Annotated in this window: 11 protein-coding genes; 8 read left to right on the top strand and 3 right to left on the bottom strand. The window is 35.9% G+C overall.

The genetic code is table 11. The features are described from left to right. Positions 1 to 134: 134 nt before the first annotated feature. The 5 genes from D7004_RS20350 to D7004_RS20330 all read left to right on the top strand — a co-directional run bounded on the left by D7004_RS20350 (position 135) and on the right by D7004_RS20330 (position 4,164). Positions 135 to 644, top strand: a complete 510-nt coding sequence (locus tag D7004_RS20350; RefSeq protein WP_208646892.1) for an RNA polymerase sigma factor — start codon at positions 135 to 137, stop codon at positions 642 to 644. Then, positions 637 to 1,164 carry a hypothetical protein gene (locus tag D7004_RS20345; RefSeq protein ID WP_244214395.1) on the top strand — a complete coding sequence of 176 codons (528 nt, stop codon included), beginning with the start codon at positions 637 to 639 and terminating at the stop codon, positions 1,162 to 1,164. Before D7004_RS20350 ends, D7004_RS20345 begins: the two co-directional genes overlap by 8 nt. Before the next feature lie 91 nt (positions 1,165 to 1,255). Beyond that, positions 1,256 to 2,557 (top strand): hypothetical protein, encoded by a 1,302-nt coding sequence (locus D7004_RS20340; protein ID WP_208646890.1) that lies wholly within the window; start codon positions 1,256 to 1,258, stop codon positions 2,555 to 2,557. Positions 2,558 to 2,759: 202 nt separating this feature from the next. Then, positions 2,760 to 3,317 carry a TlpA family protein disulfide reductase gene (locus D7004_RS20335; protein WP_123207659.1) on the top strand — a complete coding sequence of 186 codons (558 nt, stop codon included), beginning with the start codon at positions 2,760 to 2,762 and terminating at the stop codon, positions 3,315 to 3,317. A gap of 82 nt (positions 3,318 to 3,399) precedes the next feature. Next, complete coding sequence (locus tag D7004_RS20330) at positions 3,400 to 4,164, top strand: TerC family protein (protein WP_123207658.1); 765 nt, start codon at positions 3,400 to 3,402, stop codon at positions 4,162 to 4,164. Between the two features lie 10 nt (positions 4,165 to 4,174). Here D7004_RS20330 and D7004_RS20325 read toward each other — a convergent pair whose 3' ends face one another. Next, the gene (locus D7004_RS20325) at positions 4,175 to 5,065 is read right to left on the bottom strand and encodes a bestrophin family protein (RefSeq protein WP_123207657.1); all 891 of its coding nucleotides are present in this window, start codon (positions 5,063 to 5,065) and stop codon (positions 4,175 to 4,177) included. A gap of 260 nt (positions 5,066 to 5,325) precedes the next feature. On the opposite strand from D7004_RS20325, the gene D7004_RS20320 reads away from it, so the two are divergent. After that, complete coding sequence (locus D7004_RS20320; protein WP_123207656.1) at positions 5,326 to 6,849, top strand: MFS transporter; 1,524 nt, start codon at positions 5,326 to 5,328, stop codon at positions 6,847 to 6,849. After that, on the top strand, positions 6,830 to 7,102 hold the full coding sequence (locus D7004_RS20315) for a DUF6814 family protein (protein ID WP_244214394.1): 273 nt from the start codon (positions 6,830 to 6,832) through the stop codon (positions 7,100 to 7,102). The genes D7004_RS20320 and D7004_RS20315 overlap by 20 nt, the downstream gene beginning before the upstream one ends. Before the next feature lie 1,117 nt (positions 7,103 to 8,219). Here the strand turns inward: D7004_RS20315 and D7004_RS20310 are convergent. Together D7004_RS20310 and D7004_RS20305 are read right to left on the bottom strand one after the other, a co-directional pair. Next, complete coding sequence (locus D7004_RS20310; protein WP_123207655.1) at positions 8,220 to 9,404, bottom strand: class I SAM-dependent rRNA methyltransferase; 1,185 nt, start codon at positions 9,402 to 9,404, stop codon at positions 8,220 to 8,222. Between the two features lie 67 nt (positions 9,405 to 9,471). Beyond that, positions 9,472 to 10,506 carry a LacI family DNA-binding transcriptional regulator gene (locus D7004_RS20305; RefSeq protein WP_123207654.1) on the bottom strand — a complete coding sequence of 345 codons (1,035 nt, stop codon included), beginning with the start codon at positions 10,504 to 10,506 and terminating at the stop codon, positions 9,472 to 9,474. A 252-nt stretch (positions 10,507 to 10,758) separates the two neighbouring features. On the opposite strand from D7004_RS20305, the gene D7004_RS20300 reads away from it, so the two are divergent. Beyond that, entirely contained in the window at positions 10,759 to 13,965 is a 3,207-nt protein-coding gene (locus tag D7004_RS20300) for a SusC/RagA family TonB-linked outer membrane protein (RefSeq protein WP_123207653.1), read from the top strand. Positions 13,966 to 13,968: the final 3 nt, after the last annotated feature.

The raw sequence follows: 13,968 nt of genomic DNA, 5'->3' as shown, positions 1-13,968 counted from the left end.
GATGATTAATACTTATTTAAATTTTTTTCTACCTTGATGCAACGTTTTAAAATCCCTTATGTCTTATAATCAGAATCATCAAAATTTTGGAAGCCGTTTACGTCGATAAAAACCTTGAGCTTGTTAAAGAATGCATGCATGGCAGCAGAGCAGCGCAGTTTCAATTGTATAAACTGTATGCTAAAGCGATGTATAATGTAGCTTTGCGCATTCTAAATTACGAAGAAGAGGCAGAAGATGTTTTGCAGGAAGCATTTTTAGATGCGTTTACCAGAATTGTAGATTTTAGGCAGGAAACCACTTTCGGTTTATGGTTGAAGCAGATTGTAATCAATAAATCAATTAATTACCTGCGGAAGCGAAAAGTTGAATTTGTAAGTACCGATGAAGTATCTGAAATTCCTGATGAAATAAGCGCTGATGAATACGATGTGCGGCTGCAGGCAGATGAAATTAGACAAGCAATAACAGAGTTGCCAGATGGTTATAGAGTAGTGTTAAGTTTATATTTATTGGAAGGTTACGACCACGAAGAGATTTCACACATTTTAAAAATAAGCGAAAATACAAGCCGCACACAATATATGCGGGCAAAAAAGAAGTTAAAAAGTATATTAGAACAGAAAGGGATGAGAGATGAATAATAGATTAGAAACCTTTGTTAAAGAAAATCGGAAAGATTTCGATGTTTTTGAGCCATCGGCAGCCCTTTGGGCAAAAATAGAATCGGGGCTGGATAGCAACAAGAAAAAAAAACCAATAAATCTTTATTTATGGATAAGTGCTGCCGCATCCATTGTAATAGTTTTTGGTTTAGTTTGGCTGTACACCGGACAAATGCAAAATCGCGACTTGGAAATAGCAGACGTTAATGCAGCAGCAGCAAAAAGAGAGAATCAGTTTACAAGTTTAATTACAGAGAAGAGAGACAGCTTAGCAATTTTTGCATCAGCAAATCCGGATTTATATAAAAAATTTACTGATGATTTGTTGAAACTTGATGAAGATTATGAACGGTTAAAATCGGAATTGCCAACAACGCCAAATCAACTTTATGTAGTAAAGGCAATGGTAAAAAACCGTGAAATTCAGTTAAACTTATTAAAGCAACAGCTATTAATTATTAACCAGGTTGACGATTACAAAAGGGTTAACCAAATATAATTTAACAAAGCAAACAGGCGCTCACCATATTTATTAGGCTTCAAAATCGGTCGGCAGATTTTGGGTAAATAAATATTTAAATTAACAACACATGAAAACAATAAAATCATTCTTAGCCATTATGGCTTTCATTGCCGTAAAAAGCTACGCACAAGAAATTTCTGTTACCACAAATTCGACAGAGAATTATGCAGTTAACGTTACAACAAGTACAAATGTTAATGCTGCTGTACACCCAACAATTAATATAACAAGCTCAACTCAATCTGGTGGCGATGCAGAACGTTCAAAATCTTTCACCAAAACTTTTAGTGTTAATAGTAACGATAAGATTAACCTAAATAACCAATATGGTTCTATTGTTATCAAAACCTGGGATAGAAAAGAAGTTAAAGTTGATGTTGACATTAAAGCCTTTAGCAATTCGGATAAGGATGTACAAAAATTGATAGATGAAGTTACGATTGATGCTTCAAAATCAGGCGACCAGATTTCTGTAAAAACAAATATGGGTGATAGAGATGGTAACTTTGGAAGAAGATTAAAAAATGGCGTAACTACCTGGAGAAGGGAAATAAAAGTAAATTATGTTGTTTATATGCCTGCAACAAATGCTTTAACCGCTCAACAAGAATATGGGAGTATAGATGTTGGCGATTTTTCTGGTCCAACATCTTTTAAGGTTCAATATGGAAATTTAACTACCGGAAATTTAAGCAACAGTAATAATTATCTTTCGGTAGAGTATGGTAAAATGACTGTTCAGGATTTAAATGCAGCAGTTATAAAACACGAATACGGTGGTGGAGTTAGCATTGGTTCGGTAGGTACAATTGAAGTAAATGCAGAATATGTACCGGTAAATATCAATACCATCCGTAAATCTGCCGATATTAAAGTTCAATATGGTTCTGGCTTAACAGTTGGCTCGATTGCAGGTAACTTATTACTTAATAGCGAATATGCCAAAGTAAACATCAACAGCATAAAAGGAAATACGGTAATTAAACAAGGCTATGGCAGCCTAACCATTGCAAGTGTTGGCAAGTTATCTTTAAAAACAGAATATACCAATGTAACTCTTGGCTCTTTAAATGGGGATGCTTTAATTGATATGGATTATAATAAATTAACCGTTAACGAGATTACTCCAGCTTGTAAAAGCTTTGGCTTTAATGGAGAATATGCAGGTGTTGGCCTCGGTTTTAGCACAAATTATAATGCGAATTTTAATATCTCTACCACTTATGCAGGCTTTAAATATGGTTCTAACGTATCATCGAAATTGGTAAGTGATGATGATGAGAATAAGCGATACTCTGGCAAAATTGGGGGAGGTGGTGCAGCTACTGTTTCTATAAGAACAGAATACGGTGCGGTAAGCTTTAAATAGTAATTCCAAACAAAATTGATTTAAGTCCTGCCATTTTGTGGCAGGACTTTTTTGTTGTTTTCTTTTATCATGGACTGTTTTCTTAGAGGCCATATATTGTATTTCTCTTTGTAGGAACGTAGACCGAGGTAAAGAGGAAATAAACGTAGATGTTATAGATAATAATAACTTTTTGAAGCAGCTTTCCTTATATTAGCATGTAATGAAAAACTATTTACTCATTTTCTTGCTACTCATTTCGATATTTGCCAAGGCACAATCTGAGCCAGTAAAATGGGCAACTCAAGAAACATTTTTTGATGATTTAAGAGGTAAGAACTTATCTGATTTTGAAGGTGTAAATTTAAAGGGAAAAGCTTTTTATAAAGATAATTTGAAGAACCAGATTGTACTTATAAATTTTTGGTTTGAAGCATGTCCGCCTTGTGTTAAAGAGATACCTGAACTAAATAAACTGGTTGATAAATATAAAACTTCAGCCATAAGGTTCATCGCCATTACTTATGATTCACCCAAACAGGCGGCAATTTTCAAGAAAAAAGCCGGATATAAATATGAAATAATCTGTTTAAAACCAGAAGAGATAAGAAAATTAAATATCAATCATGGTTATCCAACTAATGTTTTAATTGGTAAAAATGGAAAAATAATCCAGGCAGTTGCTTCCCTGTCTTATTCAGATGAAATTCCGGAGATTAAACAAAGAACTTTAGCTTTTGAAGAACACCTTAAACTAGAAATTTCCAAATCAGCTAAATAAGTATTCCAAACCAGAGCGATAAAAATCTGTTCCATAATTCAGGTGTCTTTTTTATATCTTCGCCTATCAGATAAATTAACTTATGGATTTTTTAAGTACACCCGAAGCCTGGATTTCACTTTTAACATTAACTGTTCTGGAAATCGTTCTCGGTATTGACAATATTGTTTTCATCTCCATTTTATCAGGAAAACTTCCTGTAGATCAACAAAAAAAAGCGAGGCAATTGGGTTTAGGCCTAGCCATGATTACCAGAATTTTATTGCTACTTTCTTTAAGTTGGATTATGACTTTAACTTCGCCGCTTTTTAATATTGGCAGCTGGATAGGCATTAATAGTGGCGATTGGTTTGAGAAACTTGCAATTTCTGGTCGTGATTTAATTTTGATAAGCGGTGGTTTATTTTTAATTTATAAAAGCACACACGAAATTCACAATAAATTAGAAGGTGATGAAGATGAAGAGGGAAAAACCAAAGCGCATTCTTTTTGGGCTACTATCATCCAGATTCTTGTCTTGGATGTTGTTTTTTCTCTTGATTCAGTAATTACTGCTATTGGTATGGCCGATCATATTGAAATCATGATTGCCGCAGTAATTATTGCCGTAATCATCATGATGTTTTCTGCAGGTGCAATTAGTGCATTTGTTAATAATCATCCAACGGTTAAAATGCTGGCCCTTTCATTTTTGCTATTAATTGGCGTTTCTCTTTTAGCCGAAGGATTAGACCAGCATATACCGAAAGGCTATGTTTATTTTGCAATGGCCTTTTCTGTATTGGTAGAAATGCTAAATCTAAAAATGAAAAAGAATCGCAAAAAACCTATCAAATTAAGAAATTAAGCGCTGATAATTACAGCACATATTCATCATTTATAGGTTTTACAGGATCAGGAATTTCCTCATCGCCAAGCATCTGCAGCAAGTTTATTTCGATTGTTCTTGTAATCTGATTTAACGGTACACCTGCCGAATTACTTTCGAATGGATCTATCAAACTCATTCCGTTAATTTGGGTGGATACAAATACAAAACCAATTAACCAACCTAAAAATATAGATGCAACACCCGCCGATTGACTGATAACCAAAGTAAATGTTACCACAAAAAGCCAGATAAAAACTTTTGTTAAGTAGCTATATGTAGTAGGGAAGATAGTGTTTTTAATACGTTCACTCATTCCCATCGAATCAGAAAATCGGACAAGCATTTCATTTATTTCCATAAACCTAAAGCCATCAATAGCATTTGCTTTTGATAATTTTTGCAAATCTCTCGATTGGATATTAAGAATAGCATTGTGAGTATTTTTATGGTTTTCGATTTCCTTTAAATCATCTTCAGTTAAGTATTTGATATAAATTTCATCAACCGTGCCACGCAAACTAGCTTTTAAAGCATACAAAAATGCTATGTGGCGATAAATCATTCTTCTAACGCATTCATCTTCACCATCTACATAATTTAGCAAAGCTCTTGTGTACGATCGTGAGTCGTTAACCAATGCACCCCATACTTTTCGAGCTTCCCACCACCTGTCGTATGCCTGATTGTTATTAAAACCTATAAAGAAGGCTATGGCAGTACCTAAAACTGTTGGAATGATAGATGGAATTTCGAAATGATGGGCAATTAAATACGCTCTAACAAAATAAGCAACTGTACAGGAAGCTATCATTATTAAATCTACCTTCCAGGTGTTTCGCAAAATTCTAGTTAGTCTTATGTTTTGTATCAGTAGCATATTTTGTTTTTAAAGAGGAAATTACAAAGTAAAGAAGAAAATGTTTTTCTTCTTTACGAATTAATTACAACTATAGATTTGATTTAAACATTTTCTATGATTTTTTCAAAGTAAAATATCTCTCTCTAGTTATAAATTTTAGCCAGTTTGGATTTTATCTATTTCAGATTTTTTGTAACATTTTTAAATGCAGTTGTTTTAATTCATTTCGAATCCATTGTAAATCAGCTATATTCGAAAAACCAAATTATCCTTTTAATATGAGCGAAATACTACCGAAGAATAATATTTTTAAAGTAATAGGTGCTTCATCATTAGGTACGCTAATCGAGTGGTACGACTTTTACATATTTGGAAGTTTGGCCGTTATCATAGGGCATCAATTGTTTCCGGCGGATGCAGGTGCTTCAGCTTTGATAAATACATTGGCAATATTTGCAGCTGGGTTTATTGTTCGACCATTTGGCGCATTGGTTTTTGGGCGTTTGGGCGATTTAATTGGCCGGAAATATACCTTCCTTTTAACGCTGGTTTTAATGGGCGGCTCCACTTTTTTAATCGGGCTAATTCCCTCATACAAAACAATCGGCTACGCAGCCCCAATTTTAGTTTTAATATTAAGGTTAATTCAAGGTTTGGCATTAGGAGGCGAATATGGTGGAGCAGCAACTTACGTAGCCGAGCATGCACCTAAAAATCGTCGCGGCTTTTTTACCAGCTGGATTCAAACGACAGCAACTCTTGGTTTATTTCTTTCTCTTGGGATAATCGTAATCACTAAAAATATCTTGGGTGCCGAAACTTTTAGCGATTGGGGTTGGCGGGTGCCCTTTTTACTATCGATAGTGCTGGTTGGGGTTTCAATATACATCCGCATGAAGATGCATGAATCGCCCATGTTTACAAAGCTAAAATTAGAGGGAAAAGTTTCTAAAAACCCTTTAAAAGACAGTTTTAACAACAAGGCTAACTTTAAAATGGTTTTATTGGCTTTGTTTGGAGCAACTATGGGGCAAGGTGTTATTTGGTACACCGGACAATTTTACGCACAATCTTTTTTAGAAAATACCTGCAAGTTAGATTTTAACGATTCGAGGTATATTTTGCTCTGGGGAATTGCTTTTGCTACACCTTTCTTTGTTGTTTTTGGAGCCTGGAGTGATAAGGTTGGACGCAAGTGGATAATGCTAACAGGAATGTTGCTGGGGATAATCTTCTACCGACCAATCTATAAAACTTTTTTAAATGATACGAGTGAAGAAAATTTTGCCAAAAATGAATTGTTTTCATCAAGCCAGGGTTTTGCGGTAATTACGCCATTAGCAAATCAGGTTGATAGCTTACGAAGCTTAGAAACTAAAATTTTATTCACCAATGGTTCTGGCTATACGAAAGTTCAAATAGATACAATTTCTGCATCCAGAGGGATTTTATCTGCACCGGGCACGCTTAAAGATAAGATTTTGCCAAAACCTGTATTCTGGAAATTTGTAGGTTTAATCTTTTTTCAAATTTTATTGGTAACAATGGTTTATGGACCCATTGCCGCATTTTTAGTGGAGCTTTTTCCAACCAAAATTCGCTACACATCCATGTCGTTACCGTACCATATTGGCAATGGGGTTTTCGGCGGTTTGGTTCCATTTATTGCGACTTTAATGGCAAGTTTTGAGGGTGCTACACCACTTTCTGGATTGTGGTATCCAATAGGAATAGCGGCACTTAGTTTAGTAATTGGCACAATTTATTTATCAAATAAAAAGGATGAAAGCATCAATGATTAATTACATCAAGAAAATTTTAGGGTTAGGATGGATGGCTTTGGGCCCAATAGCCATGATATTTCTATTTATTCAAGCGGTAGATAAAGTTGGTTTAGCACATTCCGAAATCGAAAAGACAAATACCATTCTTCAGTGGGGAATTATTCTTTTCATTTTCTTCCCAATAAGTATAGGCCTGATGATTTTTGGATTTTACGCCTGGAAAGGTGAATATGAACAATCGCCAGAAGTGTCAGAAAATAACGAACTGTAGGCTTTGAACGAATTTTTAGATTCTGTGCATGTTTCTTTATATAACCTCACCCTTTGAAAGTTTATAGGTTTTTTACGTATTTGCATCCCTCTCCTTGAAGAGAGGAAAAACGAAATACAGTGCTTTGAACCAGTAGTATTAACCCATTGCCCATTAATCCCTCTCTTCGAGGAGAAGGAACCCACAAATTAGCCAAAGCATAAACATTGATAGGGTGAGGTTAAATTCTTACTAGTCACAAAGATTTCTCGGCTTCGCTCGAAATGACGCAACTTCTCTGTGGATTCTGTGTTTCTGTGGCAATTCCTTGTTTCTGTGTATAACCTCACCCTTTGAAAGTTTTTAATTTTTGTGTGTAAGTGCATCCCTCTCCTTGAAGAGAGGGAAAACGAAATATAGTGCTTTGAACCTATAGTATTATACCATTGCCCATTAATCCCTCTCTTTGAGGAGAGGGAGCTCACAAATGTATCCAGAGCAAAAACTTTGATAGGGTGAGGTTAAATTTATTGCTAATTACAAGGTTGGTCGGCTTCGCTCGAAATGACGCAACTTCTCCGTGGATTCCGTGTTTCTGTGGCTGTTTCTTTATATAACCTCACCCTTTGAAAGTTTATGGCTTTTGTATGTAAGTGCATCCCTCTCCTTGAAGAGAGGGAAAACGAAATATAGTGCTTTGAACCTGTAGTATTAACCCATTGCCCATTAATCCCTCTCTTCGAGAAGAGGGAACCCACAAATTTAGCCAAAGCAAAGACTTTGATAGGGTGAGGTTAAATTTATTGCTAATTACAAAGATTTCTCGGCTTCGCTCGAAATGACGCAACTTCCGTGTTTCTGGGGCGATCTACTTATAAAACCTCACCCTTTGAAAGTTTATATGTTTTTTACGTAACCGCATCCCTCTCCTTGAAGAGAGGAAAAACGAAATACAGTGCTTTGAACCTGTAGTATTAACCCATTGCCCATTAATCCCTCTCTTCAAGGAGAGGGAACCCACAAATTAGCCAAAGCAAAGACTTTGATAGGGTGAGGTTAAATTCTTGTTAATTACAAAGATTTCTCGGCTTCGCTCGAAGTGGCTATCAGTACTCGAAACGAAGGCTTGTTGTAATCCCTACAAAACCCTAAGCAACAAACCTTTTAAATATTCACCTTCTGAAAAAGATATCCTTACAGGATGATCTTCAGGTTGGCAGAACTGCTTTATAATCTGAACTTCTCTTCCAGCATCAAGTGCAGCCCAAGCGATAATTTGCTTAAAAGTTTCTATATCGACAGCGCCAGAGCAAGAGAAAGTTGCAAGCAATCCTCCTTTTTCCAGCAGTAACATGCCTAAACGATTTAAATCTTTATAAGCTCTGGCTGCCCTATCCAAAGCAGAACGAGATGGCGCATATTTAGGTGGGTCTAAAACAATCACATCAAACAATTCGCCAGTTTCTTTAAAGGCTCTTAATTGCTTGTTTACATCTGATTGTATAGAGGTGACTTTCTCTGCATCGAATTTATTCAATGCTATATTCTGTTTTAACGTTTCTAAAGCCAAAGCAGAACTATCCACACTTGTAACATTTGCCGCTCCATTTGCTAATGCATTTAAGCTAAAACCACCACTGTAGCTAAAGCAGTCTAAAACCTTTTTGCCTTTTGTGTAGCTTGCTAAAATTTTTCTGTTATCGCGTTGATCACAATAAAAACCCGATTTCTGTCCGTCGGCGATATTAATGTTATATGCAATACCGTTTTCTTTAACTTCTAAAAATTCGGGTGGATTTTCTCCCCAGAGTAAACCATTTTCTATTGGTAAACCCTCATGTCCACGAGCTGTTGCATCGCTTTTGTCGAAAATTCCTATTGGATTTAATTCAGCCTTTATAATGTCAACTATATCTGCTTTTACTTTTTCAATGCCCGAACTTAATATTTGAAGCGATAAGAAATTGGCATATTTATCAACGATTAAACCTGGTAGGAAGTCTGCTTCCGAAAAAACCAAACGGCAGGTATTGGTATCCTCTGATAAAATAAATTGGCGTGAAGCGATGGCTTGCTGTAATCGGTTTTGATACCAGTTTTTATCAATGGTTTGGGTTTCATCCCACTCTAATAAACGAACTGCTACTCTAGAATTACTATTGAAATATCCGTAGGCTAAAAATTCATTATCAAAAGCAAATACTTTTACTACATCACCATCTTCTGGTTTTCCTTTAACTTTTTCTAATGCGCCAGAAAATACCCAAGGATGCCTTTGTAATGCTGCTTTTTCTTTGCCCTTTTTTAATATGATTTCTACCATTTGGCAAAGGTAATTAAAAGCGAGGGAATGTTAAATGGAATATCGCTTCGATCGACTTTGCAGTTATTTACAAAAACCGATTGCCTAGCATTTTCTGCATTTTAACCAGTTCTGTATCTAAAACCCTGGTTTCAAATTCGGTAACAGGTCTTTTCGCTTCAATCATAGAAATTAATAGCTCTGTAGCAACCTGCCCAATTTCGAAAGCGGGCTGCTTTACCGAAGTTAGCGAAGGACTGAAAAGTTCCACTAAATTGGAATTTGTGAAACCTGCAATAGCAATTTTATGAGCAACTTCCGGATTGGTTTTTTTAAGGGCCATTATGCAGCCTGTTGTTAATCTATCGCTCGAAATAAAAATGCCATCAGGTTTAAGTGGTAAAAGTTCTTTAACTGCTTGTTCCAATTCTATGTTGTGCATACCGCCATGCTGGCAATATTTTACAATTTCGGGATTAAATTCGATGTGGTATTTTGCCAATGCAGCTTTATATCCTTCTAGTCTTTCTTTCGTGTTCGATAATGTTTCGGAGCTGGTAAGGTGCGCAATAACTTTTTTGCCTGATAAAATAAGGTGTTCTGTGGCGTCAAATGAACCTTTAAAATTGTTGGCAATTACTTTGTGTGTTTCAAAGTTATCGGGCACTCTATCGAAAAATACAATAGGCAATCCTTTTCCATATAAATCCCTTAAATAATCAATATCCTGCGTTTCTGATGATAAGGCAATTAACAGCCCATCAATAGAACGGGATGCAAGATGTTCTACGTTTAATTTTTCCTGTTTATGTGATTCATGACTTTGAGCGATAATTACATGATAATCTCTGGCGTAAGCAATGGATTCGATTCCGTTTATCACCTGAGAGAAAAAATTGTTTGCAATTTCACTTACAATAATACCAATGGAATAGCTTCTTCTTTCTTTTAAGCTGCGGGCAATCGGGTTTGCTCTGTAATTTACCTTCTCTGCATAAGCTAAAACAACTTTTTTGGTTTCATCACTAATCTCGTAACGATCTCTTAAGGCTCTGGAAACTGTAGAAGTAGAAAGTCCTAAAGCTTTAGCAATATCTTTTATGGTTGATGTTTCAAATCTCATTTTATGAACTTGCACCCAAGTTACGAAAAATATATGTTTAGGGCTATTTAAAGGCTATTTTTAATAAGCGTCTGAAATACGTTTTTGGGAACGATTGCACAGTTTTTTAGCTAAAAGCAGTTTCAAGCCATTTTTAGTTTGTAAAATTGTTACACCATACAACCAAATATTAACACAGAATATTCTACTTAACTAAAAATAATATTCTACATGTAAGCGATTGCATGATTAAAAATCCCAATTCAAGATGCTATGAGCAAAATTTTACTCTTATTAACTATTTTTACTTTTTACTTTGGAATCACCAATGCCCAAATCAGGCAAGTTAGTGGCACGGTTTCAGAGCAGGGCGGTGAAACAATTCCAGGTGTAAGTGTTTTAATTAAAGGCACAAAAACCGGCACCCAAACAGATAACAATGGAAAGTTTTCTATTGCTGTTTCGCCAGGAGCAGTTTTGATTTTTAACTATGTTGGTTTTAAATCTAAAGAAGTTACCATTGGCAGCCAAACCAGTTTACGCATATCTTTAGAATCAAACGCTACCGATTTAGATGAAGTTGTTGCAATCGGTTATGCAACAGTAAATCGCCGAGATTTGACGGGTTCCGTTTCATCAGTTGGTGCAAAACAATTAAAAGATATTCCGAATAACTCGCTTGCAGAAGCCATTTCTGGCAGATTAGCAGGTGTACAAATTACTGTTTCAGAAGGAACGCCAAATGCAAGTGCACAAATTAGGGTTCGTGGTGGCGGTTCTATCACTCAGGATAATACGCCATTATACGTTGTGGATGGTGTGCAGGTAGAAAATGCGCTTTCGGTTTTATCACCTCAGGATATTGAAAGTATTGATGTTTTAAAAGATGCATCTGCAACCGCAATTTACGGTTCTCGTGGTGCAAATGGTGTGGTATTAATTACAACAAAAGGTGGACGAGAAATGAAAACCACCATAAATTACAATGGTTTGGTGGGTTTCAGGCAGTTGGCTAACAAACTGGAAGTAATGAATCCTTACGATTTTGTTAAATATCAGTACGAAGCTAGTCGCGGAAATGCAACAAGCGAAAGTTTATACGCAGGCTATTATGGCACATTTAACGATTTAGAAAGTTTTAGAAGCGTACCATTTGTAGATTGGCAGGAAGAATTATTTGGTCGTGATGCCTTGATGCAAACACACAATGTAAGCGTTACCGGTGGTGATGCAAAATCGACCTTTAATTTAAGTGTCACTTCTAATACAGAAGATGGTGTAATGCTCGCTTCAGATTTTGATAGGAAATTAATCAACTTCAAATTCGACCATAAATTTAATGATAAATTAAAAGTTGGTTTCAATGTTCGTTATAACAATACGGTTGTAAACGGAGCAGGAACAAGCAGTGAAGGCTCTTCATCTTTAAACAGATTGCGTCAGGCAGTAAAATATCGTCCATTGTTGGTAAAAGGACAGGATATTTTAGCCTACGACCCAGATTACGCAAGTGAAACAAACGGTAATAGTTTGTCTTTGGTAAATCCATTGCTATTAAATGACGCTGAATATAAAAAGGTATTTACCAATGTAACCAATTTTAACGGTTACTTCAATTACATCATTTACAAAGGAATTTCATTTAAAAGCACTTTAGGTGTTGATTTTAGCAACAACAGAACCAATATTTTTAATGATATCATTACCAATGAATCGAGATTGGTAGGTTCATCTCAGCCAATTGCATCTATCGGTACCAGTAACCGTCAAACCATTAATAACTCAAATGTTATATCATATACCAATTCGGGTTCTAAAACAGAGTTTAGCAAACACCACAGTATTGATGCGTTAATTGGGCAAGAACTTTATCAAGATAAGGTGCAGGCTTACTTTACCGAAAACAGATTATTTCCTATCGGGATTACGGCAGAAAGGGCATTATCAAACATGGCCTTGGGTACAACTCCGGCTGGTGCATCTACATCGAGCGATTTAACAGCAAGATTATTTTCTGTTTTCAGTAGGTTTAATTATTCGTTCGATAAAAAATATTTATTAACCTTAACCATGCGAGCCGATGGTTCATCTAAATTCGCTGAAGGCAATAAATGGGGTTACTTTCCATCGGGTTCAGTTGCCTGGAGAATTTCTGATGAGAAATTTATGGAAAACCTTAAAACTTCAATTCGCTTAAATGATTTAAAATTTAGGGTGAGTTATGGTGAAGCTGGTAACAATCGTATATCCGATTTCTTGTACACTACACAGTTTAAACCAAATGCATTTTACGATATAAACAACACTTTGGTTACTGCATTGGTAGCTACGGAATTGGCAAATCCTAATTTGAAATGGGAAACTACGGTATCAAGAAACATTGGTTTAGATGCAGGGTTTTTAAATAACAGATTGCAGTTCACCGTTGATTTGTATAGCAATAAAACCAAAGGGCTTTTGGTAAACAATCCTTTCCCATCTACAAGTGGTTATGCGTTTCAATTACAAAACATAGGTTCAACAAGCAATAAGGGAATTGAATTCCAAATTAATGGTACCCCGGTTCAAACTAAAAACTTCTCGTGGTCAACAAACTTTAACATCTCATTTAATAAAAACAAAGTTGAAAGCCTGGGCGAATTCCAAAAATCTTTCTTGATTAATTCTGGTTGGGCTGGAACAAACGTGCCTGCAGATTATCAGGTTGCAGTTGGCCAGGCAGTTGGTAAAATGTATGGTTTGGTTAACGATGGTTTTTATAAAATAGAAGACTTTAACTACGCAAACGGAGTTTACACTTTAAAACAAGGCGTGCCAAATAACTCAAGCGTAACTTCATTAACCCCAAAACCAGGCGTTATTAAATTTAAAGATTTAAATGGAGATGGAGTTGTTGATATTACGAACGACCGAACCATTATTGGTGATGCGAATCCGAAATTTACAGGTGGTTTTAATCAGTCTTTCACCTATAAAAATTGGGATTTGAATGTATTCGTGAACTTTCAGGTTGGCAACGATGTGTTAAATGCCAACAAGCTCGAATTTACAAGTGGTTATACACCAAATGGAAATTTGCTTGCAACCATGAATGGCCGATGGAGAAATGTTAACGACCAAGGTGTGGTGGTAACAGACCCAACAGAATTGGCTGCCCTAAATGCAAATGCAACATTGTGGAGCCCGTTAACCAGTAACAGTTCATTCTTTGTAAATTCTTATGCAGTAGAAGACGGTTCATTTTTAAGAATCAATAACATTACCCTGGGATACACCTTGCCAGAAAATTTATTAAGAAAGTTTAAAATAAATAGAATGCGATTATATGCAACTGTTAATAATCTGGCGGTTTTCACAAACTACTCAGGTTACGACCCGGAAGTTAACACCCGTCGCTCAACAGGTACAACTCCTGGTGTAGATTATTCTGCTTATCCTAGAAGCAGGGCATTTATTTTCGGACTTAATTTTACGCTATAACAT

The sequence above is a fragment of the Pedobacter jejuensis genome (assembly GCF_003725795.1).
In the GTDB taxonomy this organism is placed as follows: domain Bacteria; phylum Bacteroidota; class Bacteroidia; order Sphingobacteriales; family Sphingobacteriaceae; genus Pedobacter; species Pedobacter jejuensis.
Note: the sequence above shows the minus strand (reverse complement) of the source record. Positions and strands in the feature narration are given on the sequence as shown.

What these genes read in the sequence shown, in the direction of transcription:
- D7004_RS20350 (WP_208646892.1), top strand. Translation starts at nt 135, where the DNA reads ATGCATGGCAGCAGAGCAGCGCAGTTTCAATTGTATAAACTGTATGCT.
- D7004_RS20345 (WP_244214395.1), top strand. Translation starts at nt 637, where the DNA reads ATGAATAATAGATTAGAAACCTTTGTTAAAGAAAATCGGAAAGATTTC.
- D7004_RS20340 (WP_208646890.1), top strand. Translation starts at nt 1,256, where the DNA reads ATGAAAACAATAAAATCATTCTTAGCCATTATGGCTTTCATTGCCGTA.
- D7004_RS20335 (WP_123207659.1), top strand. Translation starts at nt 2,760, where the DNA reads ATGAAAAACTATTTACTCATTTTCTTGCTACTCATTTCGATATTTGCC.
- D7004_RS20330 (WP_123207658.1), top strand. Translation starts at nt 3,400, where the DNA reads ATGGATTTTTTAAGTACACCCGAAGCCTGGATTTCACTTTTAACATTA.
- D7004_RS20325 (WP_123207657.1), bottom strand. Translation starts at nt 5,065, where the DNA reads ATGCTACTGATACAAAACATAAGACTAACTAGAATTTTGCGAAACACC.
- D7004_RS20320 (WP_123207656.1), top strand. Translation starts at nt 5,326, where the DNA reads ATGAGCGAAATACTACCGAAGAATAATATTTTTAAAGTAATAGGTGCT.
- D7004_RS20315 (WP_244214394.1), top strand. Translation starts at nt 6,830, where the DNA reads ATGAAAGCATCAATGATTAATTACATCAAGAAAATTTTAGGGTTAGGA.
- D7004_RS20310 (WP_123207655.1), bottom strand. Translation starts at nt 9,404, where the DNA reads ATGGTAGAAATCATATTAAAAAAGGGCAAAGAAAAAGCAGCATTACAA.
- D7004_RS20305 (WP_123207654.1), bottom strand. Translation starts at nt 10,506, where the DNA reads ATGAGATTTGAAACATCAACCATAAAAGATATTGCTAAAGCTTTAGGA.
- D7004_RS20300 (WP_123207653.1), top strand. Translation starts at nt 10,759, where the DNA reads ATGAGCAAAATTTTACTCTTATTAACTATTTTTACTTTTTACTTTGGA.